Raw genomic sequence first — 24561 nt, 5'->3', positions numbered from 1 at the left:
TACAGCCTTTTTTATTTTGTATTGTTTTAGGCTTTCTTAGCCTTTTTTTTATTGGTACGGCCCCACCATATTAAAAAGCCTGATATTGGCAGCAGCATGCATATAAAGCTGGCAATAAACACAAGTATTTTACCCGGAAGACCCAATATGGCACCTACATGAATATCGTAGTTAGCCGTAATAAGCTTCTCTCCGAAGTTCTTGTCTTTATGCAGTTTTTCTTTAAGGAACTTGCCCGTGTACTGGTCAAATTGGGCACTGTGGTACACATAGTACTTGCCGGGATATTGCTGTATGTAAACATCAATTACGCCTGTAGTAGCGGTATCTGCCGGTTTACCGATACTAAAAGCGTCTGCATCTTTGTATTTCAGTTTTGTAAATTCGGCTGCTTTATCAAAGGCAATGTCTTTGTCGCCATTGGTTACTACCGATTTTTCAGCTAATGCTTCAGGAGGGGTGATGCTTAACGATCCTGCTACATATACTAGGGACTGAAACCATGTAAACGCCCATACCATTCCAGTAAATGCCATTATTATTGCTACTGATGCTACATAGAAACCAAAGATGTTATGCAGATCGTAGTTTTTTCTCCTCCATTTTGTGCTGTCTTTCCATTTAAACCAAAAACGCTGTTTTCTAGCGGCCTTGTTTTTTGGCCACCATAAAATGATGCCAGTAATAAGCATGATAACAAAAATAAAGGTTGCCCATCCCGTTATCTGCTGACCGATAGGGTGGTTGATCATAAAGCTCCAGTGCAGCATTTTTACGATGTTAAAGAAATCTCTCTCCTCATCATAAATGGCAAGCACTTTCCCTGTGTAAGGATCTACATATACTTTATAGTAATAGTCTATGGCATCAGAATACCAAAAGGCATCGGTATTTTCACTGGCTTTATAGCAATGAAATTCCAATGACTTTGTCTGGTCTTTATAAACGTGCACATCGTTCATTACAATGGTGTCGCCGAGTGCTTTTTTAGTATCCTTCCAGATAGTGCTTAGCGGTATCCTTGTTTCCTTTACCTGGGGAACATATATGGCTTCCTCACGTTGCCAGTCCTGTATCTCCACGCTAAATACATATATGCACCCGGTTATGCTAAGGAATAAAACAATAAGCCCGGATGTTAGTCCGAGCCAAAGGTGAGCGACACCTATCCATTGTTTAAAGGTCTTTTTTTTCTTAGGTTTTGTCATCGACACTTAGATTTTTCCGGTTATATGCATTATTCCGGATAAATGATATTCTTTCTGATACACGTACCTGAAACTATTTTTTTTCAGGCGCAAAAATAGAGCATCTTTCCCGGTAAAGAGAAAGATGCCTTTATATTTTTTAGAAATTGTATGTTAAGTTTGCAGCGAATATTCTTGGCCTTTGCGGGTTAATTGTAGACCATCCTTTATAATACTCTTCGTTGGTAAGGTTATCTACTTTAAGAGTGATTGCGTAAGAATTTACGTTGTAGAATACAGATGCATTAAGTACAGTATATTCCGGAAGGGCAAATGTACCACCAAGGTTTCTGTTAAAGATTCTGCTTTCAGAACCGTAATTTCCACCAAATCCTACTCCGAAACCGTTCAGTTTACCACCGATAAACTTATAGCTTGCCCAAAGGTTTGCCAGGTTTTGTGGACCTGCGCTTTCCGGTCTTCTGTTAACAAAGTCAGGATCACCTGCGCTTGCATTACTATCATTATAGCTGTAACCTGCAAGTATGTTAAGTCCTTCAACCGGGTTAGCAGTAAGGCTAAACTCTATACCTCTGTTGGTTTGTGCGCCATTATTAAAGTTGTCCTGGTTGTAGAATGTTTCTCCAAGGCCTATTTCACCGTTTCCATCCAGATCGACTTGTTCTGTTGAATACAATGTATAAACCATGTCTTTAACTTTAGTCTGATAATAACTTACACTACCAGATAGACGGTTGTCAAATAAATCTGCCTTAATACCAAACTCTAACTGGTTAGCCTGTGTAGGGTCAAAAGAAAGAACAGTTTGTACGTTGCGGTTAATGTTTGTAGCAGGATCTGTATTAACAAAACCATTCATGTAGTTGGCAAATAAAGCCAGTTTCTCAGGAATTGGTTGGTATACCATACCGAATTTTGGAGAAAGCCCGGTCTGTTTTCCGTTGTCATTAGTAAAATGGTCTATTCTCAAACTTGCCATTACAGATAAGTTTGGTAACAGGTAGGCAACGTCTGATACGTAAGCACTAAATATTTCCTGAGTAGCTTTGCTATAGTAAGGTCCACGGTTATTTATACCTGCATCTGCTCCTGCCTGAGTAAGTACTCCTGTATCATCAGGATTGCTATTACTTAAAGGTATATTGTAGGCGGCGTTAAGCATGGGAGCTATGGTTGCGAATATATCAGCATTCACACCAATATTTACAAAGCCATGATTTCCGTATTCTGTGCTGTTATTTTTTATATATCTGGTAAAGTAGTCAAGTCCACCAACAAATTTATTTTTAACAGAACCAATGTTGAACTCTCCGATAAAGTTTTGCTGAATATCTGTACCTGATGTTTCAGAATCCTGTTTGCTTGTGTAGCGCGCAAGAATAATACCTTCGGGTAAGCCACCAGGTAGGGCTGTAGCTAATGCACCCTCAATAGTGCTTGTCGCTTCATAAAGATAAGAATAGTATCCGTTAGATTTTGCAGAGTTTCTTGATAGAATGGTTTGAGAAGTCCATTTATCAGAAAGCTTGTAGTTCATAAAAGCTTGCATGTTGAAAGAAGGTGTATCAACATATAGGTCGTTGCTAGTGTAAGAGCGTTTATTGTCGTAGCCCAGTTCTTTCATGTTGTTAACCCTTAATGGATTACCCCTGTCAAGGAAAAGCATTGTCTGGTTAGTGCTTCTTCCGTTGTAATATTCGGTGTTAACTAGGAATGAAAGCCTGTCACTTGCTTCGTAAGAAAGCGAAGGAGCTACAAATAATGATTTTTTAAATCCTGTATCCTGAAAACTGTCTTCAGTATGGTATGCAGCATTAAGCCTTAGGTTTACCTTTTTCTCTTTGCTTAATGGTGTGTTAATGTCTAGTGTCGTCCTATTAAGGCCATACGTTCCCGATGTATAAGAGATGTTTCCGCCAAAATAGTCGTACGGTCTTTTAGTAGATACGTTAATTAAACCACCGTAAGAAATAAGGCTGCTTCCGAATAAAGTTCCTGATGGCCCTTTAATAACTTCAATTCTTTCAATGTTTGCCGGGTCAGGACTTCCGTTTGTAAGTCCCGGTACGCCATTTGTCATAGTTGGCTGAACTGCAAAACCTCTTAAAGAGTAATAAGCAGCTCCATCTCCGCCACGGCCTGTAGATTCCCAAAGTTTATCTATGCCGGGTGCATTTTTAAGAGCATCGTCAAAATTTGTAATTACCTGTTCTTTTAAAATTTCAGCAGTGATCGTGTTGTATACCTGTGGGTTCTCAATGTCTTTTAAAGGCATTTTAGAAACAACGTCGCTTTTTGTTCTGGTAAATTTATTTCCGTTACCATCAATAACTACTTCTTTAAGCTCTTCCTGTTTTTCAGCAAGGTTGAAGTTTTTAGTAAGTGTTTCACCAGCTTTAAGTGATACGCTTTGTTCCTGAGATCTTGCGCCAACAGCAGAAATGCGTAGTGTGTAGGTGCCTGGCTCTATGTTTCTAATTTCATAGTGGCCGTACTCATTAGTAACAGCAGAGTAAGAAGTTCCTGTTAGTATTACAGAAATATTTTCTGCGGGAGTAGTCCCGTTTAAAGAAACCGAACCATTAATATGGCCCTTCTCTTGTGCCCATAACGTTATGTTGCATAGCAACATAAGTAAAAGGGAGATTTTTTTTAAATTAATCGTGTTCATTTTGTTTGGAGTTAAATGTGCGGCAAAAGTAGGTATGCATATATTATAATCCAAATTATTTTTACTTGTTCTAAATAAGAATAACGTCGTTTGATACTGATGTTTTGTTATAATATTTGGTTATTTTTTTCGGAAAACTTAAAATATCCGTCATATAGCAACGTGTAATTGTAAATACTTACAGGTTTTGTTGTAAATAAAACATTTTAACAATTTTAAAAAATTTTGGGATAAAAAAAATCCCGCTTGAATAAAGCGGGATTTTTAAGTACAAATTATATTAGTTTTTTAGTGCTTAGCTGTAAAGCCATCTTCACTAATTTCACGGTGCTCATAATCAGCAACCATTTCTTTTTCGTAGTCTGTTGGTTTGCCTTTAGAGAACTTAGCTATGAAAATATCGAATATCATATAAACCACCGGTACAATAATCAGGGTAAGGAATAATGAACTTGTAAGTCCACCGATAATTACCCATGCAAGTCCGTTGTTCATTGCGGCAGCAGCACCTGTTGCCAATGCAATAGGAAGCATACCAAATACCATCGCGATAGTTGTCATAAGAATCGGACGAAGACGCGCGTGGTTGGCCTGTACCAAGGCATTAAATGTAGTTTCACCCTGTTCTTTACGATGATTGGTAAAGTCTACAAGTAATATCGCATTCTTACACACAAGCCCGATAAGCATAATAACCCCTAATATGGTAAATATGTTAAGCGTGTTGTTGGTAAGCGCAAGTGCAAGGAGCGCACCAATAAACGACAGCGGTATAGAGAACAGTACCACAAACGGATACACAAAACTGTTATAAAGACCTACCATTACAAGGTATACCAATATAATACCGGCAAATAGTGCAATAAATAATGTACCAAAACCTTCGGCCTGGTTTTCCTTATCACCACCCCAAACATAGTTTACACCTGTTGGTCGCGGCATTTTGCTGAATTCCAGTTCCCAGTTGTCAGCCACCGTACCACTAGATACACCCGCTGCCTGAGCCTGTATAGTTACAGATGCACTCTTATCTCTACGCTCCAGGAAGCTAGGCCCAGAACTTTCGGTTACGGTTGCAAACTGAGACAGTTTTATCTGTTGTCCCTGGTCGTTAATAAACACAAGGTCTCTTACATCACTAACGCTTGAACGGTTGTATTCATTAAAACGAATGTTGATGTCATATTCATATTCACCTGCACGGAATTTACCATCGGTATTACCGTTAAAGGCAGTCTGCATGGTCATACCAACTGTTTGTAATGATAAACCAAGAGACGACATTTTATCACGGTCTACCTGAACATTAACCTCGGGGCTACCACCTTCAGATGTCAGCTTGATAGCCGTTGCACCATTAATTGTAGCCAGTTTAGCGGCAGCTTCATTAGCAAACTTCATCGCGCTCTCTAAATCAGGGCCGGTAATGGTAAGGGCAATTGGCGCATCATCGGCTCCACCCATAATACTTACCGGTACGGTTTTAATTTTGGCGCCAACAAGTTTCTTTTCGAGTGCTCGTTTTACCTCTGCGGCAAATATAAAAGTGTTGTCAGCACGTTCTTTACGGTCTACCAATGTTACTTTTATTTCTGCTTTATAGGCGGTAGACTGCGTAGCACCCATACCCTCGCTGGTTTGTCCAACGGTAGTAATAAGTCCTTCAACTTCTTTTTGCCCGCTAAGATAATCTTCTGCTTTTTGCGTTAAAAGATTCGATTGTTCTACCGATGCATCTTTAGGTAGCTCCATTTGTACAAGGAACTGGCCCCTGTCCATTTTAGGGAAAAACTCACCACCAATATATCCTGCGAACAATAATCCTAATGATGATACAAATAATAGTACTACAATTAGCAGTGTCCATCTTTTATGTCCAAGACACCATTTAAGAATGCCTGTAACCCAATGTGTAAATTTATCAAGGCCTCTTTCAAACGCAAGGATAATTTTTTCGAAGAAATTTTTACCTGTAAGGTGCTCCAGTTTACCAAAACGTGAAGATAACCACGGAATTAATGTAAATGATGATAATAACGATAGGGCAGTTGCAATTACTACGGTAACACAGAACTGTGATATAATGTTAGATACAAGCCCTGTACTCATTGCAATTGGCAGGAACACCACTATAATTACAATGGTAATAGCGGTAACGGTAAATCCAATCTCGGCAGTACCATCAAAGGCAGCACGCACCCTGTTTTTACCCATCTCCATGTGGCGGTAAATATTTTCAAGTACAACGATGGCGTCATCCACAAGAATACCAACCACAAGCGACAGTCCAAGTAAGCTCATTAAGTTTAGCGTGTACCCCATTAGGTATATACCAATAAAGGTTGCTATTAGCGATGCCGGTATAGACACCATCACAATAAGTGCATTACGTAAACTGTGAAGGAAGAACAACATTACAAATGCCACAAGGAACACCGCGATAAATAAATCGTGTATTACACCGTCGGCAGCCTCTAATGTAAAGTCACTGCTGTCATCGGCAATCTGTAGTTTAAGTCCGTTGCCTTTATAGTCCTGTTCAATTTTAGCTATAGCAGTTTTAACATCTTCACTTACTGATACCGCGTTCGCATCAGTCTGTTTAATGATCTGTACAACTATAGCGTTCTTACGGTCTACACGCGATACTTTCTCAACTTCTTTTTGTGAATCCTGAACATCGGCAATTTCGCCTAGGCGTATCTGTATCCCATTTTTAGACGATATAACAAGGTTACGCATTTCTTCTACGTTACGGTATTTACCCGATAAACGTACTAGCATCGAACTTTCCCTTGTCTGGATATTACCTGTAGGGAAGTCAAGGTTAGAGCTTAATATAGCCGACTGAACTTCCGGAATTGAAAGGCCGTAACCTTTTAGTTTTTCCTGATCAAGGCTTACCTGAATTTCTCTTTCTTCACCACCAACAAGGTTTACCTGTGCCACACCGTTTACACGTGCAAGAATAGGCTCAATCTTTTTGTCAAGAAGGTCATAAAAAGCAACTTCGTCCATTTTTGCCGTAGCGCCAATGGTAATAATAGGTAAGTCGCTTAATGAGAATTTACTCAATGAAGGCGGATCTACGTCTTCCGGTAAATCTTTTTCAATGGCATTAATTTTACGCTGTGCATCATTAAGGGAGTAATCGGCATCGGCTTCCGGCTGAAGCGTAACCATTACAACCGAAAGGCTTTCGTACGATTTAGATTCTACCTTTTTAACCAGCTCCAGCGATGATACCGCGTCTTCTATTTTCTTGGTTACAGTGTTTTCTACCTCGCCGGGCGATGCACCGGGATATACCGTAGATATTGTAACTACGTTGATCTCGAACTTAGGGATAAGCTCATAGCTCAGGTTGCTGTAGCTAAAAAGCCCACCCAGCGTAAGTATAATGAACAACACTATAATAAGCGTTGGCCGTTTTATGGATATTTCTGCTATTTTCATTAATTATGTTTTTAAAGTTTAAGCTACTGTAAAACAGTAAACCAACTTATTTAATAGGAGTTACTTTAGAACCGTTGGTTAGATTGATCTGTCCGCTGGTTACAACAATCTCACCTTCGTTAAGGCCGTCAAGCACTTCTACCTGGTCGCCTAAAATTCTGCCTGAAACAATTTTCTTTAAGCTTACAACGCTGTCTTTAACCACAAATACCTGGTTTCCGGCTACACCGCCAACAAATGCAATACGAGGTATTGTTTTAATAGGTGTTGCTTGTGTCGTACCAGCAGTAAAGTTTGCAGTACCGTACATACCGGCTTTAATTTCATTGTCAGGATTGTTAGCAACTTCTATCTCTACAGGGAAGTTTAACGAGCCGTCTGCTTTAGGAGCGATGAAAGATATTTTACCTGTAAATTCTTTATCAGGGTAAACACTTGCTTTTACTTTAATAGTGTTGCCTTTTTTAAGGCCTGCAACATGCTGCTCATCTACATTAACTTTAAGCTTAAGGGTAGATACATTTACAAGTTCAAACAATACAGTTCCCGGAGCCACTACAGATCCTGGCTCTATATTACGTTTGTTTACAATACCGTTAATGCTCGATTTGATCGTAGCATCACCGTAGTTAATTTTCGCCTGGTCTAATCTTGCTTTAGCATTTACAAGGTCAAGTTTGGCCTGGTCTAACTGCTGTTTTGTTACACCACCTGTTTTAAAAGCGTTTTCGTAACGCTGGCTGTTAGTAACTGCATTCTGGTATGCTGCCTGAGTGTTTGATACCTCGATAGAAAGCTGATCGCCTTTAATAATTGCAAGGGTCTGGCCAATGCGAACAGGGCTGCCTTCATCTACTAATACTTTTACAACCCTGCCCGAATTTTCAGCGGGAAATTCAAGTTCCTGAGAAGGGGCAAAAGTTCCGTTAGCAACGTAATCAAGGTTAGGGACTTCTGTTTTTACAGTATCTATACGAACAGCTACAGAGCTGTTTGTTTTAGATATCTGTTCGGTTTCGTTTTCGTTCTTCTTTTTATTGTTCGTCAGTACAAAAGCGATAAGGCCTAAAACGGCAATACCGGCTACTATATATAATACTTTTTTCATCGTAATTAGTTTGTTAGGTTTTTAAGTTCTCCTTTTGCTTTTATCAATTGAATTTCTGCAAGCTTAAAGTCAAGCAGGGCAGAGGTATAATTATTCTGAGCTTCTATATATGAGTTTTCAGCATCAAGCAGGTCGGTAAGTGTTGCAAGGCCGTTTTGGTAGTTGTTCTGGGTATCGTCCAGTACTTCCTGTGCCAGTTTTGCATTTTCTTTCTGGTTGTTAATGGTAATGATGCTATTGTTTATCTGAGTCTTAGCATTTTCAAAAGCAAGGTCTAACGACAGTTTAGTGTCTATCAGGTCTTCCTGTGTTTTTCTAAGCGTTACATCAGCCTGTCTTACTTTGGCACGTGTACCAAACCCGTTAAAAATAGGTACGCTAAGGTTCAACGCTATGGCAGAATAATCGGTCCAGTATACACCGTCAGCCGGTTTCTTAAACCACGGCATTTCAGGCCCCTGACCAAGATAGTTATATCCTGCGCTAAGGCTAAGTTTAGGGTAGTATTCGGCTATGGCAGCTTTTTTATTAAAAAAGTATAACTCTTCCTGTTTTTTAAGGAGTTGGTATTCTGTTCTTAAAGTGCTGTTAGACGCTTCGTTTAAAGCAACCGGGGTAACCTGAAATTCTGTTTCCGGAAGCATTATAGGAGTTTCAATTGGCATACCCATGTAAAACTTCAGGGCATTTTCCTGCTGCTGAACAGCATTAATAAGTTGCTGGCGCTGTGTGCTGATGTTGTTTAGGTTAACATTCATCCTGTCAAGGTCTATCTTTTTGGCAAGGCCGTTATCAAATTGTCCTTTAATGATGTTCCTTATTTTTGTAGTGTTAACATAGTTACTGTCTATAACTACAAGCTTTTGTCGCTGAACATATACCTGATAGTAGTTGTTGGCAACACGCTCTATAACCTGCTCGTCGGTAAGCTGGGCGTTAATACGGTAAAACTCACGGGTAGTTTTCGCCGCTTTTAGTCCGGTAAAAACCGATTGGTCAAAAAGGTTCTGCGTAAGGTTTACACCCGCAGTAGATGTCCATTTTTGCCCTAACGGTGCAAGTATTGTAGTTCCCGGTGCACCAAAAAAGTCGCCCGGTAATGCATTTTGCTGTAGTATCGGGTTGTAGGTTAAATTACCGTTTGCACTAATAGTAGGTAAAGCCCTTGCGCGTACCTCTTCTATCTGGTACTGGCTGTTTTCTACCTCCAATTTTGCTTTTCTGGCTTCTACTTTATTTTCCAGCGCATAGTTAACGGCATCTTTTAGGGTAATTTCTTTTGCGGGCAGGGTTTGCGCCTGCAGCGAAGAAACAGCTAAAAGCACCATTAGCAAGGCAAGGCCTTTTGCAGAGAAGCTTTTGAAATCAGTGATGATTCTCATGGTCTAACTGTGTTTATTGAATGATGATTATTGTTTAAAAAGTGTTCTAAGTATAATTTCCTTACGCTCCTCCAGCAGTGTGTCGTAAAGCTCTGTTGACAGCCCCATCGTTTCCTGCAATAGTGGACGCATAGAAGTGGGGAACGACAATAACGAGATAAAATTCAGTACAAATTGCTCGGGCCTCATGCGGTCTATGGTTCCTCTTTCCATTTCAAGGGCTATTTCAAGGTAAAATTTATCAAGAAGGAGAGACATCTTTTCCTGATCTTTCCAGATGCATCCCTGGTTCATTTGCGTTACCATATAAATTTCCAGGTAAGGGTATTGTTTTGCCTGTTCTAAAAAAATATCTAAATGGCGTGAAATCTTTTCTTTGAATGGAAGGTCAGAGAATACAATCTGTTCTGTTAATTCCTGTTCTTTTATTTGTGCATCGTCAAAAACAATCTGGAACAGTTTATCTCTCGATCTAAAGTAATAATTAATTAGTGTGCGGTTAACTCCTGCTGCATCGGCAATCTCCTGTGTGGTGGCGTTAAATTTACCTTCTCCGAAGAACAATTGCTTGGCTGTATCTTTTATCAGTTTCTCAGTATCCTGATCTGTAACTTTTGCTGACATATTGTTTAACTATTTTGTTTGACATTTTTGTCAATGCAAATTTACATCCTTTTTTAAATCAACAAATGTTAATATTTTGTTAATATTTTATAAGTGCGTTTTTTAGCTCGGCAATACCGGTTTCTGTTGCAATAGCTCTTACATGATATTCTAAAAACTGTCGTGTAACTGCGTTAATGTTATGTGTGTCGGGAAATATGTCGGTGTCTTTAATGCCGCTAAGTCCGGTAAAGTAAATTCGTGATGCAAAATCTATATCGACATCATTTCGGTATAAACCGGCCTTTACACCTTTTTCGATACTCGCCATCATACAGCCGTGCATTTTCTCAAATTGTTTTTGCCTTAATGCCGAAAAAGTGTGAGGGAAGAACTTCTGAAGCTGAAAAAATGGCGACGCTGTTTCGTTGTTCAGGTGCTTCATTAAAAACTGACGAATAATAAAAATCTCTTCAATAGAATTGTGTCCGAAAGTGCATATTTCATCTATCCCTTCAGAAATAGTTATAAAAAGTGATGTCGTACTGGCTTCTACCAATTCATTCTTGTTGGCAAAATGCTGATAGATTGTTTTTTTAGATATGCTCATTTCATTGGCTATATCATCCATCGTTACACTTTTAAAACCAAGTGTAAGGAACATATCGTTCGCTTTCTGTAAAATTGTCTCTTTCATTATCATGATTCGGGTGCAAAAGTAGTTCAGGAAACTTTTAAAACCAAAAAAGTTTCCAAAGTTTTTTTATGATTTTTGTAGCGTAATAAACTTTTGGTAAGAGAAAGAAAAGAGGTACTTTAGCAAAAAAAAATACTACATGCAGCCCATAGTGCACTACCAGCAAATCGTTTCCGATTATTTTGCAAACACATCTATAGTAAAAGAACCTGTAAATCTTTACAACCCTATACAGTATATATTATCGCTTGGCGGTAAGCGTATGAGGCCTGTGCTAACACTTATGACTGCCGATATTTTTGGTGCCGATTGCCGCGAGGCATTACCGGCTGCCGTTGCAGTAGAGATGTTTCATAACTTTTCTTTAGTGCATGATGATATTATGGATGATGCCCCGCTAAGGCGCGGCAATCAGACAGTGCATGAAAAGTGGAACCTTAATACGGCTATACTTTCGGGAGATGCTATGCTGATATTGGCGTACCAGTATTTTGAAGAATATGAGCCGCAGGTTTTCAGATCGCTTGCAAAATTGTTCAGCAAAACAGCATTAGAGGTTTGCGAAGGCCAGCAGTGGGATGTTGACTTTGAGCAACGTAACGATGTTTCTCAGGCAGAATACCTTAAGATGATAGAATATAAAACAGCGGTGCTTGTTGCTGCTGCCATGAAAATGGGTGGTATAGTGGCACAGACTTCCGAAGAGAACTGTGACCTTATCTATGATTTTGGACTTAATCTTGGTATTGCCTTCCAGCTTCAGGACGACTATCTTGATGCCTTTGGCGATCCGGCTACTTTTGGGAAGCAGATTGGTGGCGATATTATAGAAAACAAAAAAACATACTTATATCTAAAAGCGTTAGAACAGGGTAACCAGTTCGAAAGAGAAAATCTTTTACAGTGGTTTGCTGTGCAGCCGGAAGATCATGATGATAAAGTGGTGGCGGTAAAAAATATATTCAGGCATACAGGTGCAGATGATGCTACCAAAAAAGCCATTGAAGATTATACTTTTAAAGCTTTTGCTACACTTGAAAAACTAAATATTACCGACGCTAACAAATTGCTTCTTAAGAACTTTGGAGAAAGCCTAATGCAAAGAAATGTATAATGACGTTTACAGCACCCCTTAATACAGACCTTTTATTATCTGAGGCGCAAAAAGAACAGCTTTATGTAAAGCTGGTAGAGCAGCTTAATAAAGATTTTACCCTTGCCAACGAATCGGTAGATTTTGATACCGACATTTCGCCTATTAATTTAAAGCTGGGTGTGCAGGACAAGGTGTATAACCTCATTCAGCATAAATTTGCAGAGTATTTAAACCTGCTGTATATTATAGATGTTCCCGAAAAAGACATTAAAGCCTTAAGCGGTGGAGATATTGGTGAACTTGCCGAACAGGTTGCCTTTTTAGTTTTAAAAAGGGAGTGGCAAAAAGTATGGTTTAGGAATAGGTATTAGTTTTCCATGCGAATATAGCGCCCACTCTGTGGATATATTAATTCAACGAGATAATCTTCTTTGGTTATGTATTGATACCATCTTTTATATTTTTTATCCCTAAAGTCATATACATCGATAATTAAATAATGTTGATTCAATAATTTCTTGTTTAATTCAACGTGAAAATTCGCAATCTGCTGTTTTCCTTTTTTATAAGTATAATAGTCGAAATTAAGCCTGACTTTTCCTATGCTGTCGGAGTTAATTTTATTCCAGATTTTTTCATCAAAAATTAAATCACCTGGGTAATATTTTAAATAATATTTTTCAGGAATATCTGAATTTAAAATATCAATATAAAGATTGCTCACTTCTCCATAATCAAGCGTTTTTTCATTTACCTGAAGGATTATATTTGTGTTTTGAGAAAGAAGGCTAAGAGAAAACATTGTAGTTAGTAACAAGAGTGTATTCTTCATTTTTTAGTACTTAAAAATACACCCTTACAAACGGCATCCATGCCTGGCTATATACAAAGTCATTATCGTTATATAATACGTTGTAGCGTATGCCAATTGTAACGTTATCTACTACGTTATATCCTGCGCCTAAAAACAATCCGGTATTCCAGAAATCCCTGCTGTAGCCTTCGTATTGTCCAAAGCGGTCAGTGTCTACATCAAGGTTAACCCTTAGTTGTTCTACTTCTGCCGAAAGCTGTACTTCGGGTATAGGGTTAAATAAAACTATACCATTGGCACCATACATCTTAGCGGAATAAAAGTTCTTTTGGTCTACATAACTAAACTGCAATCCTGCGCCAAGCGCAACATATTCGTTAAACTGATAAATAGCACCGGGAGCAATCGTAACATCGGTATATCCGCTGCCAAAACCAAGGCCTAATCCGCCGCCGAAACGAACCCTATCCCAAAAATCACTGTCCTGCGCATTAGAAATGACAGAAAACAATAGCAAACACACTAATAGTGAACGTTTTGTTAAAAAAATGAAAATGCCTGATTTCATGATGCGTATTGTGAATAGTTGTAAATATAAAAGTATAAAAAACACTGAAAGATTATTACAATTATTGTACTTTTGCAGTAAATTTTTTAAAAACAAGGTCATAAAAGACATAAGTATGGACAGGTTTTCCTTTTTAAACGCAGCACATACTGCTTTTTTTGCAGATTTATACGATCAATATATAGAGAATCCCGACAGTGTTGAACCAAGCTGGAGAAGTTTTTTCCAGGGGTTTGATTTTGGTAGTGAGAGCTACGGGTCTGGTTTCGAAACGCTGGATGTGCCAGGTCAGGCAGCTACAGTAGCGGCCCAGCCTGTTTCTGATTACTCGGGTATTCCCGAAAAACTTCAAAAAGAATTTAAGGTTTTAAACCTTATCGAAGGTTACCGTACACGCGGCCACCTGTTTACCAAAACCAATCCGGTTAGGGACAGGAGGATTTTTACCCCATCGTTAGCACTTGACAATTTTGGCCTTTCTGATGCCGATCTTGATACTGTGTTTGATGCAGGTAAAGAGGTAGGGCTTCAAAACGCAACCCTTAAACAGATCGTTGACCATTTAAGGCAGGTATACTGCCAGCACATTGGTATCGAGTACATGTACATCCGTGACCCGGAAGTACGCAAATGGATTCAGAACAAACTTTCTGCTAACAATAACCAACCGGATTTCTCTGCAGAGCAGAAGAAAAACATTCTGGGCAAACTTAATGAGGCTGTTTCTTTTGAGAACTTCCTTCATACAAAATACGTTGGACAGAAACGTTTCTCACTTGAGGGTGGAGAATCGCTTATTCCTGCACTTGATGCACTTATTGAGGCAGCTGCGGATAAAGGTGTAGAGCAATTTGTTATGGGTATGGCGCACAGGGGTCGCCTTAACGTACTTGCAAACGTATTTGGTAAGTCAACTTCTGATATCTTCAGCGAGTTTGACGGTAAAGACTACGATGACGATGCTCTTTTTGATGGCGACGTAAAATACCACCTTGGCCTTACGGCAGACAAACAAACAAGGAACGGTAAACATATAAACATTAACCTTGCTCCAAACCCTTCGCACCTTGAAACTGTAGGTGCAGTTATAGAAGGTATTGCAAGGGCTAAACAGGACAGGCACTATGCCGACGATTTCTCTAAAGTGTTACCTATCGCGCTTCACGGTGATGCCGCTGTTGCCGGTCAGGGTATTGTTTACGAAATTGTTCAGATGGCTAAGCTTGACGGTTACAAAACCGGAGGTACAATTCACCTTGTGGTAAATAACCAGGTAGGTTTTACAACCAACTATCTTGATGCACGTTCGTCTACCTATTGTACAGACGTTGCTAAAGTAACATTATCACCGGTACTTCACGTAAATGCAGACGATGCAGAAGCGGTAGTTCATGCTATGATGTTTGCCTTAGACTACAGGATGGAATTTGGCAGCGATGTATTTATTGACCTTTTAGGGTACAGAAAATACGGTCACAACGAAGGTGATGAGCCTCGTTTTACGCAGCCTAAACTATACAAGATTATCGCTAAGCACAAAAATCCAAGGGATATCTATGCTGAAAAGCTGGTAGAAGCCGGAGTTATTGCTGCTGATTACGTTGGCGGACTTGAAAAAGAATACAAAGCCAAACTTGAGGAAAACCTTGAAGCATCAAGAAAAAAAGACCTTACCATCATTACTCCGTTCATGCTGAACGAGTGGGAAGGATATGAGCAGGCTGACGAGCAGGAAATGCTTAAAAAAGTAAACACTGCTTTCTCTAAAGATATACTTACCGATATCGCTAAAGTTATAACAGAGCTTCCTTCTGATAAAAAGTTTATAAACAAGATTCAAAAGCTTATAAACGATAGAAAGAACATGTACTTTGAAACGGATAAACTGGACTGGGCTATGGCCGAGCTTCTTGCTTACGGATCATTGCTTACAGAGGGTTATGACGTGCGTATCTCAGGACAGGATGTAGAGAGGGGAACCTTTTCTCACCGTCATGCGGTAGTTAAAGTTGAAGATTCTGAAGAAGAAGTAATTCTTCTTAATAACCTGAAAGACCAGAAAGGTAAATTCCATATTTACAATTCACTGCTTTCAGAATATGGTGTTGTAGGTTTTGATTATGGTTATGCCCTTGCAAGCCCTAAAACACTTACCATTTGGGAGGCCCAGTTTGGTGACTTCTCTAACGGTGCGCAAATCATGCTGGATCAGTATATATCTGCTGCCGAAGACAAATGGAACAACCAGAACGGACTTGTAATGTTATTGCCTCACGGTTACGAAGGCCAGGGTGCAGAACACTCTTCTGCACGTATGGAGCGTTACCTTCAGCTTTGTGCAAACCACAATATGTATGTGGCAGACTGTACAACGCCGGCAAACTTCTTCCACCTTTTAAGAAGGCAGATGAAAACAAACTTCCGTAAGCCGCTTATCGTGTTTACACCTAAGAGCTTACTACGTCATCCGCTTGTAGTTTCTACAGTAGATGAATTTGCAAACGGAAGCTTCCAGGAAGTGCTTGACGATCCTGCAGCAGATGCTAACAAAGTAAAAACACTTGTATTTGTTACAGGTAAATTCTACTACGACCTTATTGCAGAAAGGGAAAACCTTAACCGTGATGATGTAGCTTTTGTAAGGATAGAGCAGTTATTCCCATTACCGGTAGAACAGATTAAAGAAATTATAGCTAAATATCCTAATGCCGATGATTATGTATGGGCACAGGAAGAGCCAAGAAACATGGGTGCTTACAGCTACATGCTTATGAACTTTACGGAAGTGAAATTCAGGCTTGCAGCCCTTAAAGCTTACAGTGCACCGGCAGCAGGTAGCTACACACGTTCTAAAAAACGTCATGCAGCTGCTATAGCAATGGTTTTTGATAAAAACTTATTTAATTAATTATCGTACTTTTGATATTTCAAAAAAGATAGGAACACCAATAAAATTATACTGACATGATTTTAGAAATGAAAGTCCCTTCACCGGGGGAGTCAATTACAGAAGTTGAAATTGCAACATGGCTGGTAAAAGACGGAGATTATGTAGAGAAAGACCAGGCTATTGCCGAAGTTGATTCAGATAAAGCAACCCTTGAGCTTCCTGCCGAAGTAAGCGGTATTATTACACTTAAGGCAGAAGAAGGTGACGCGGTAAAAGTTGGGCAGGTAGTTTGCCTTATTGACACTGAAGGAGCTAAACCGGACGGTGCTGCAACAGAAAAAGCTGCTGAAGCTCCTAAAGAGGAAGAGAAAAAAGAAGAGCCTAAGAAAGAAGAAAAGAAAGAGGAGCCAAAAGCTGCCCCTGCTGCTGAGAAAACGTATGCTACAGGTACACCTTCTCCGGCTGCAAGAAAAATATTAGACGAGAAAAACATAGATTCTTCAAGCGTTTCCGGTACAGGTAAAGGCGGAAGGATTACTAAAGATGATGCTGTAAATGCAGTACCGTCTATGGGAACACCAACAGGTGGTAACCGTGGTTCTGAGCGTACTAAGCTTTCTATGCTTCGCAGGAAGGTTGCAGAGCGTTTGGTGTCGGCTAAAAACGAAACAGCAATGCTTACTACATTTAATGAAGTAAACATGACGCCTGTTAACAATGTAAGAAACGAATTTAAAGATGCATTCAAAGCTAAACACGGTGGTGTAAGCCTTGGTTATATGTCTTTCTTCACTAAAGCAGTTGTAAGAGCTTTACAGTTATTCCCTGATGTTAACTCAATGATGGATGGCGACTATAAAGTGGCTTACGATTTCGTTGACGTTTCTATCGCAGTATCGGGTCCTAAGGGGCTAATGGTACCGGTTGTAAGAAATGCTGAAGGACTAACTTTCCGTGGTATCGAAGCAGAAATCAAACGTCTTGCACTTCGTGCACGTGACGGCCAGATTACTGTTGACGATATGACAGGCGGTACTTTTACAATTACTAACGGTGGTGTATTTGGTAGTATGTTATCTACGCCAATCATCAACCCTCCGCAGTCTGGTATCCTTGGTATGCACAATATCATTGAGCGCCCTATCGCTGTAAACGGTAAGGTTGAAATTCACCCAATGATGTATGTTGCATTATCGTATGACCACAGAATCATCGACGGACGTGAGTCAGTTGGTTTCCTTGTAGCGGTTAAAGAAGGTTTAGAAAACCCTGTAGAACTGCTTATGGACAACAATCCTAAAAAAGCGCTTGAACTATAGTTTTCAGGCCCGATTATAAAAAACAAAACCCGCTCATTGAGCGGGTTTTGTTTTTTATAATGTTCAATAGTTTACTATGTAAAATAAAGAAGCCCCATGTGTACATGAGGCTTCTTCGGGGTTGGTTGGTTTGTACGTCTTATGGTAACGCGTCCAGAGCAGCGATAAGCGAAGCTTCTGTGGTAAACGATATGTCAGACTGGTTGATTGTAATTACGCCGTTAGCGGCAACTACTGCAGGTTTTACAGCGTAAGCCCACTGGCCATTTTGTTCTGACACTAATATTGCATAACAGTTTAGTCCAATTGGCACTTGCCCGTAATGTTCTTTAAAGCTGTTTGTGCTGTAATCAAATTCATCCATTGGCGCTAAAGAGTTACTAATGGCCTGATACGCCAGGTAACATTTAGAATTACCAATGTTATATGCAGCAGGTACTTTAATAGAAAGTGTAGTTGTTGGGCCGGGAACCTGGCGAAGCTTGTCAATGTTACACCAGCCGAAGCTTAAGATCTCAAATATATATTTTTCATCTACAACAGGTACTACAACTTCCCCTTCTCTTGGTGGCTCCCATGTTACATCTCCTTCAAGATCTGGTGCGCCGTCACCATTAGTATCTTCTCCCGTAGATACCCATCCTAACATACCCTCTGACCCTGGATCTCTTGGATTATCTGGATTTTCGGTAAGTTTTACCGGAACTGTTAGTGTAATGGGTGTTCCGTCATCTAGTTTTACCCCTTGTTCGTTTGTCATGTTAATGAAAAACTCCCCGCCGGAAACTAAAGCGTTTAATCTTCTTTCTGCCGGCTCGCGCGAGCTTCCCGGAGCATAAGCCATTGTAGTTTTATTGGCAGTAACCATATTTCCAACACTAAATATCTCGATAAATTCAACATTTACTGTTCCTGTTACAGGCTGTCCGTTTAAACGTAATTCCTGTGGATTAAGGCTAATAACAACTCCTTTTTTAGTTTCGAACTTTACCGCTTTCTCTTTAGCATTAAAGGAAAACTTTTGAGTAAGATTTAGATTGGCTTTTCGTTGTAGCTCTCCCAGTTGCGAATTCGCTTTAGTAGGTATTTTTCTTGAATCTGGCGAGTTGGCCACATTTTCTTCGCTGCTACATGCGGCAAAGAGTAAAGCCACGATTGCAGCTTTAAAAAGTAAGATTGGTTTCATAAAATAATTAGATTTTGATTGGTTCAATTCTTTTGTAGATAAACGTCAGATAGCTAGCATTTTACTGTTGTTTAACTGCCTGACGAATGTAAAAAAGTAAAGTTTACAATCTCTAAATATTCTTTGAATGACACATAAAACCGATGTAAGTAAAGTCTTAAGTTAAAATTTTCTTAACATTGGTTGTTTGGTTAAGTTGTTGATGATGAGTTTTTTGTTGAAAAACGATCATTTTATCACAAGAAGTGAATAATTAACTTTTAATTAATATTGGATTTGTTATATTAGAACAAAAGTTCATATTTGTTAACTTTTTTATCAGTTAGTGTTGTAATAGTAAATGAGCTTACTGCATAAGCAGAACGATTTTTTTAATCAGTCACCCTAACATAGATAATTTCTGTATGTGGTTTTATATTGTAGTAGCTCCATGCTTCCTCAAGTGGTGCTATGTTAGTTATAGCCATTTCTTCCGACTCAAAATAATGTACCGTATACTGCGTAATGTCAAGTCCCTCTAGTACGGCATCGTTGTTAGTGTAAAGGTTAAAAACAGCAAAGCCGTCACTGTTGTTATCTATTGCGGTAAGGTTTTTTGGGTTGCCTATTTTAAAAGTAGCTGTACAGCTACCTTTTTGAAAGAGGTTTTTAAGTAACTTTTTCATGGTGGGAATGAAATTAGTAGTGGGGTAATTGGCTGATGATTATAAGGTATAAAAAAATCCCGTTGTTTTAAAACGGGATTTCTTACAATTTAGTGTGTTATTCTTTAATTATCTTAAGGGTTTTGTAATGATTGCCCGAAGCGAGTTTTATAAAATAAATTCCGCTTGATAAATAAGATAGATCCGCTTCTATATTACCGCCTCTAACAATTGTAGAATTTAATGTCTGCCCTAAACTGTTAAGTATTGTAACAGATTCAATTTCATTGTTATTGTTAATTGTGATACTATTTTTAACCGGATTAGGAAAATATTGAAGTTCTTTGAAAGCAATATTATCAAGTCCCAGTGTAAAGTTTACTGTTACAGGCAGGCGGTCGTTGCTTTCTATTCCATAGACAGTTTGAGTTGCATAATATGTTTTTCCGTCTTCAAGTACTGTAGTAGATGGTAGCGCGTCTGCGTCAGGGTCAGGAGGTAATGTGATTGTGCCATCGGTACTGTACCATAGTATGTTTTCCCCCTCAAGTTCAATATCTCCAAGAGTATCGCCTTCGGTAAATGTCAATGCTACAGGAGCAATAGGGGCAGGAGTCTCATAATCTCCGGGAAGCACTATTAACGTAAAGCTGCTACTAAAAGAACACCCTTCAGCGTTTTGTATCACGTAAAATATGGTGTCTTCTTCGGTAACTGAATAAGTATTAGCACTTAAAATTGGGTTGGTGTTATTTTGAGAATCTTCTAATGAAGTATAAAAATTAATAATTACTCCTTCAATATTCATGTCGCTTGCCAATTCTTCAATATAAGCTGTAAGGTTTACCTGTGTTGTTAAGTCTTCGTAAGGCAGTTCGTTATCGAAAGCTATTAATGGCTGTATATTCACTAAAACAGGTGCGGTGTTCACAATAAGCTTAAATTCGGTAGTTGCAAATTCATCGGCATCGGTTATACTTTGCACTTTTGCGTAGATCGATTGTGAAAAAGCTACTGTGTTCACATAGTTTTCAGGAGTGAAAATTGCGTTTGCATTAAAATTAGCCTCACTCTCTGTTTCAAAATAAGCAACACTATATTGCGAAGGCGGTAATCCGCCAAGTAAAGCTGCATCTTGAATTGTCAGGTCGAAAGTAGTAATGCCATCTCCATCTGTATCGCACACTACAATGTCTGGTGACTCGGGGATATTTAATTGTGCATAGCCTGCTGTAGATAAAAGCAGAAAAAGTAAAAGTTTTTTCATAATTTATTGATTTTAAGGTTGGTTACAAATCTAACGAAAAAAAGAACCCGCTAAATAGTATAGCGGGTTCCGGAGTATCATTCTTTGATTATTTACACTCTTATGCTATTTAAGATAAACGCAATGATTATAATAATCAATAATTGCCTTGCCTTTCATAAGTATATCGGCACCAATAATGCCATGCACAGGTTTGGCCTTATACTGGCGAAGTGCCTCGTTTACGTGCGACATATCAAAAATTACCAGTCCGAAGTTTTTGCTGGCCCACCGTCCCAGTTTAAGCTTGTTTTTTAAGGATGTCTGAGTAAGCATACCTGTTCCTCCGGCGCCTGCCGCTTTAGTGTCAGAATCGGTAGCCGAAAGCTCAAAGTGTTCAATGCCTTCAAATCCTACACAGCTGTTAGAGGCTCCGGTGTCTAATATAAAATTGCCCTCAATACCGTTTATTTTTCCTTTAATCAGCAAATGCTGGGTTTTAGATAGCTTAAATTTTATTCGGGTGTAGCCCTTATCTTGTAATGTGGCGTATAAATTTTCCATTTTTCAGGGTTTGCTTTATTTCAAAAATACTTTAAATTATCATATAATTATATTAAAAGACAGGTCAACTTTGTAATTTAGCAGACCAAAATTGCAATGATGATCCTTACCGATACCCATACCCATATTTACAGTGAAGAATTTCAGCAGGACCGCGATGCCATGATGCAGCGCGCTTTTGATGCAGGTGTTACACGCCTGTTTGTGCCTTCTATAGATTCGTCGTACACACAGCAGATGTACAGCCTGCAGGAACAGTACCCAGAGAATGTTTTTCTTATGATGGGGCTACACCCGACTTATGTAAAAGAAAATTATGAAGAAGAGCTGGCACATGTAGAGCGCGAATTGGCAAGCCGTAAATTTGCTGCCGTAGGGGAAATTGGTATTGACCTGTATTGGGATAAAACCCGACTTGCAGAACAGCAGCATGCGTTTAAATACCAGATTCAACTGGCTAAAAAATATAAGCTGCCAATAAATATTCACTGCCGCGACGCTTTTAACGAGGTTTTTGAGGTGCTGGAGTGTGAAAAGGGAGACGGTTTGTATGGAATATTCCATTGCTTTACGGGCGATTTTGAGCAGGCACAAAAAGCCATCTCCTACAACATGAAATTAGGGATAGGAGGGGTCGCTACTTTTAAAAACGGAAGGATAGATCAGTTTTTAGCAGATATAGATCTGAAACACATTGTATTAGAGACAGATTCGCCATACCTTTCGCCTGTGCCGTACAGGGGCAAACGAAATGAGAGCAGCTATACATTACTGGTGGCAGAAAAACTTGCCGAAATTTATAATTTGCCGGTAGAAAAGATCGCCGAAATTACCACCCAAAACTCGAAAGAGGTTTACGGGATTTAACAAAGAATATCCGTTAAATTCATAATTTTTTTGTTCATTTGTGAATTGTTTTAACCATAAAGAAGTACATGTCGAAATTTGATCATATAAGGCCTTTTTATGATAGTGAGGTTAACGAGGCTCTATGCAGTGTAGTACAACACCCTATGATGAAGGCGCTCATGAGCTTCACATTCCCGGACGTGGAAGATGAGGTATGGGCTAACCAGCTAAAGAAGACACACTCTAAGAGAGATTTCCAGATTAATTTTATTTATCCTGCCATTCAGCAGGTATTGCAAAAAAGTTCTGACGGGCTTACTACTTCGGGGTTCGAAAAGCTGGACAAACATACTCCGTACCTGTTTATTTCCAACCACAGGGATATCATATTAGACACGTCTTTAATCAATGTATCGCTTTACGATCACGGATTAATAATGACGGCTTCTGCAATTGGCGATAATCTTGTGCAAAAAGCATTTTTACATACATTATCGCGCCTAAACAGGAACTTCCTGGTACAACGCAGCCTTACACCAAGGGAATTGCTGCAAAGTTCTAAACTAATGTCTGAGTATATTTACCAGTTGCTATCGCGCGAAAACCGTTCGGTATGGATAGCACAGCGTGAGGGGCGTACTAAAGATGGTAACGATACTACCCAGCAGGGTGTTCTTAAGATGCTTGCTATGGCATCTGACGAAAAAAACCTGATGGACTATTTTAAGAAAATCAAAATTGTTCCGGTTTCAATTTCTTACGAATACGACCCAACCGATATGCTGAAGATGCCAAGGCTTATAGCAGAAGCTAACGACGAAGTATACATTAAAGAGAAAAACGAAGATTTTACCACACTTATTAGTGGTATTATGGGGCAAAAGAAACGTATACATATTTCTGTTGGCGAAGTACTGGAAGAAGAGCTTGATGCCATTACCGCTCAAAACGAGAATCAGAACAAACAAATACAGGCACTGGCTCAGGTAATAGACGACTCTATTATTACGACCTACAAGCTTTGGCCTACCAACTATATTGCTTACGATCTGCTTAATGATACCAATCATTTCGCGGCTCATTATACCGAAAAGGAGAAGATGCTTTTTGAAAGAAGGCTTGAAATGCGTATAGACATAGAAAACAAGATAATTAGAGACGGTTTTCTTGCTATGTATGCAAATCCTGTGGTTAATAAAATGAAATACGAGAATGCAATCTAAGCCAAACATCTTACTTGTTTACACAGGCGGAACCATTGGTATGGTTAAGAATTTTGAAACCGGAGCCTTAAAGGTATTCGATTTTAAAAAATTGCTTCAGCGCATCCCCGAACTTAAACAGCTGGACTGCGTTATACAAACAGTATCTTTTGATAAGCCAATAGATTCATCAAACATGGATGCGTCTAAATGGGTTAAGATCGCTTCTATAATAGAAAACAACTACGATTATTTCGATGGTTTTGTTATCCTTCATGGGTCAGATACCATGTCATACTCGGCATCAGCACTCAGCTTTATGCTGGAGAACCTTAAGAAACCGGTTGTGTTTACAGGTTCTCAATTGCCCATTGGCGATTTGCGTACCGATGCTAAAGAGAATCTTATTACAGCTATACAGATAGCCTCGTTAAGGCATAAGAATCAACCTGTAATTCAGGAAGTATGCCTTTACTTTGAGTACAAGCTGTATCGTGGTAACCGTACCACAAAAATAAGTGCCGAACATTTTAATGCTTTCACTGCACCCAATTATCCTGCCCTTGCCGAAAGCGGCGTTCACCTTAAAGTAAGCAACGACCTTTTGCTGCCTGCAAGTGGCGATGCCGACTTTAAAGTTAGCATGGATATGGATTCTAATGTGGTTATTGTGAAAATGTTCCCGGGAATAAGCGAGGCAGTATTGTCTGCCATTGTAGCTATACCAGGATTGAAAGGACTGGTCTTAGAAACCTACGGTAGCGGTAACGCGCCATCTGAAGACTGGTTTATAAACATACTTCAAAAGGCTATTAATTCCGGACTTCATGTTGTAAACGTAACCCAATGTTCCGGAGGCAGCGTAAATATGGGGCATTACGAAACTAGCACTATGCTTAAGGAAATAGGAGTGATATCGGGTGCAGATATAACGACCGAAGCAGCCATTACAAAAATGATGTACCTGTTAGGACAGCAAATACCGGATGCACAATTTAAACCACTTTTCGAATCATCGCTGCGTGGTGAATTGTCATAATTAAGTTTTTTATATCCAT

General features: G+C 39.3%; 20 protein-coding genes. 7 read left to right on the top strand and 13 right to left on the bottom strand.

Annotated features, from left to right (window positions below):
• Window positions 1–26 precede the first annotated feature (26 nt).
• From ALW18_08735 to ALW18_08705, 7 genes are all read right to left on the bottom strand, one after another.
• Window positions 27–1208 carry a hypothetical protein gene (locus tag ALW18_08735; protein ID AOE52582.1) on the bottom strand — a complete coding sequence of 394 codons (1182 nt, stop codon included), beginning with the start codon at window positions 1206–1208 and terminating at the stop codon, window positions 27–29.
• A gap of 139 nt (window positions 1209–1347) precedes the next feature.
• Window positions 1348–3879 carry a TonB-dependent receptor gene (locus ALW18_08730; protein ID AOE52581.1) on the bottom strand — a complete coding sequence of 844 codons (2532 nt, stop codon included), beginning with the start codon at window positions 3877–3879 and terminating at the stop codon, window positions 1348–1350.
• Between the two features lie 288 nt (window positions 3880–4167).
• A complete protein-coding gene (locus tag ALW18_08725) occupies window positions 4168–7335 on the bottom strand; it encodes an acriflavin resistance protein (protein AOE52580.1) in 3168 nt (1055 codons plus the stop codon).
• A gap of 46 nt (window positions 7336–7381) precedes the next feature.
• On the bottom strand, window positions 7382–8443 hold the full coding sequence (locus ALW18_08720) for an RND transporter (GenBank protein AOE52579.1): 1062 nt from the start codon (window positions 8441–8443) through the stop codon (window positions 7382–7384).
• 5 nt (window positions 8444–8448) lie between these two features.
• Window positions 8449–9771: a transporter gene (locus ALW18_08715; protein ID AOE54363.1), complete on the bottom strand. Its 1323-nt coding sequence runs from the start codon at window positions 9769–9771 to the stop codon at window positions 8449–8451.
• 81 nt (window positions 9772–9852) lie between these two features.
• Window positions 9853–10449, bottom strand: a complete 597-nt coding sequence (locus ALW18_08710) for a TetR family transcriptional regulator (GenBank protein AOE52578.1) — start codon at window positions 10447–10449, stop codon at window positions 9853–9855.
• Window positions 10450–10528: 79 nt separating this feature from the next.
• Window positions 10529–11125: a TetR family transcriptional regulator gene (locus tag ALW18_08705; protein ID AOE52577.1), complete on the bottom strand. Its 597-nt coding sequence runs from the start codon at window positions 11123–11125 to the stop codon at window positions 10529–10531.
• Between the two features lie 139 nt (window positions 11126–11264).
• Here ALW18_08705 and ALW18_08700 point away from each other — a divergent pair, with 139 nt between their 5' ends.
• Window positions 11265–12239, top strand: a complete 975-nt coding sequence (locus ALW18_08700; protein AOE52576.1) for a polyprenyl synthetase — start codon at window positions 11265–11267, stop codon at window positions 12237–12239.
• Window positions 12239–12592 (top strand): hypothetical protein, encoded by a 354-nt coding sequence (locus ALW18_08695; protein ID AOE52575.1) that lies wholly within the window; start codon window positions 12239–12241, stop codon window positions 12590–12592. Before ALW18_08700 ends, ALW18_08695 begins: the two co-directional genes overlap by 1 nt.
• Here the strand turns inward: ALW18_08695 and ALW18_08690 are convergent.
• Together ALW18_08690 and ALW18_08685 are read right to left on the bottom strand one after the other, a co-directional pair.
• Window positions 12589–13053 carry a hypothetical protein gene (locus tag ALW18_08690; GenBank protein ID AOE52574.1) on the bottom strand — a complete coding sequence of 155 codons (465 nt, stop codon included), beginning with the start codon at window positions 13051–13053 and terminating at the stop codon, window positions 12589–12591. The two genes, ALW18_08695 and ALW18_08690, sit on opposite strands and share 4 nt — an antisense overlap.
• Window positions 13054–13063: 10 nt before the next feature.
• Entirely contained in the window at window positions 13064–13591 is a 528-nt protein-coding gene (locus ALW18_08685) for a hypothetical protein (protein AOE54362.1), read from the bottom strand.
• Window positions 13592–13718: 127 nt separating this feature from the next.
• Here ALW18_08685 and ALW18_08680 point away from each other — a divergent pair, with 127 nt between their 5' ends.
• Together ALW18_08680 and ALW18_08675 are read left to right on the top strand one after the other, a co-directional pair.
• Window positions 13719–16511, top strand: coding sequence for a 2-oxoglutarate dehydrogenase (locus tag ALW18_08680; protein ID AOE54361.1), 2793 nt, complete (start codon window positions 13719–13721; stop codon window positions 16509–16511).
• 56 nt (window positions 16512–16567) lie between these two features.
• Complete coding sequence (locus ALW18_08675; protein AOE52573.1) at window positions 16568–17812, top strand: 2-oxoglutarate dehydrogenase; 1245 nt, start codon at window positions 16568–16570, stop codon at window positions 17810–17812.
• Window positions 17813–17951: 139 nt separating this feature from the next.
• Here the strand turns inward: ALW18_08675 and ALW18_08670 are convergent, their stop codons facing one another.
• The 4 genes from ALW18_08670 to ALW18_08655 all read right to left on the bottom strand — a co-directional run bounded on the left by ALW18_08670 (window position 17952) and on the right by ALW18_08655 (window position 21452).
• Window positions 17952–18998: a hypothetical protein gene (locus ALW18_08670; protein ID AOE52572.1), complete on the bottom strand. Its 1047-nt coding sequence runs from the start codon at window positions 18996–18998 to the stop codon at window positions 17952–17954.
• 371 nt (window positions 18999–19369) lie between these two features.
• Window positions 19370–19663, bottom strand: a complete 294-nt coding sequence (locus tag ALW18_08665) for a hypothetical protein (protein ID AOE52571.1) — start codon at window positions 19661–19663, stop codon at window positions 19370–19372.
• Window positions 19664–19760: 97 nt separating this feature from the next.
• Window positions 19761–20909: a hypothetical protein gene (locus ALW18_08660; protein ID AOE52570.1), complete on the bottom strand. Its 1149-nt coding sequence runs from the start codon at window positions 20907–20909 to the stop codon at window positions 19761–19763.
• Between the two features lie 105 nt (window positions 20910–21014).
• A complete protein-coding gene (locus ALW18_08655; protein AOE52569.1) occupies window positions 21015–21452 on the bottom strand; it encodes an acid protease in 438 nt (145 codons plus the stop codon).
• 99 nt (window positions 21453–21551) lie between these two features.
• Between ALW18_08655 and ALW18_08650 the strand changes: the two genes are divergently transcribed.
• From ALW18_08650 to ALW18_08640, 3 genes are all read left to right on the top strand, one after another.
• On the top strand, window positions 21552–22319 hold the full coding sequence (locus tag ALW18_08650) for a hydrolase TatD (protein AOE52568.1): 768 nt from the start codon (window positions 21552–21554) through the stop codon (window positions 22317–22319).
• A gap of 68 nt (window positions 22320–22387) precedes the next feature.
• Window positions 22388–23524: a glycerol acyltransferase gene (locus tag ALW18_08645; GenBank protein ID AOE52567.1), complete on the top strand. Its 1137-nt coding sequence runs from the start codon at window positions 22388–22390 to the stop codon at window positions 23522–23524.
• Window positions 23514–24542, top strand: coding sequence for a 1-alkyl-2-acetylglycerophosphocholine esterase (locus ALW18_08640; protein AOE52566.1), 1029 nt, complete (start codon window positions 23514–23516; stop codon window positions 24540–24542). Before ALW18_08645 ends, ALW18_08640 begins: the two co-directional genes overlap by 11 nt.
• Window positions 24543–24561 lie beyond the last annotated feature (19 nt).

The sequence above is a fragment of the Flavobacterium psychrophilum genome, from assembly GCA_001708385.1.
Taxonomy (GTDB): domain Bacteria; phylum Bacteroidota; class Bacteroidia; order Flavobacteriales; family Flavobacteriaceae; genus Flavobacterium; species Flavobacterium psychrophilum_A.
Note: the sequence above shows the minus strand (reverse complement) of the source record. Positions and strands in the feature narration are given on the sequence as shown.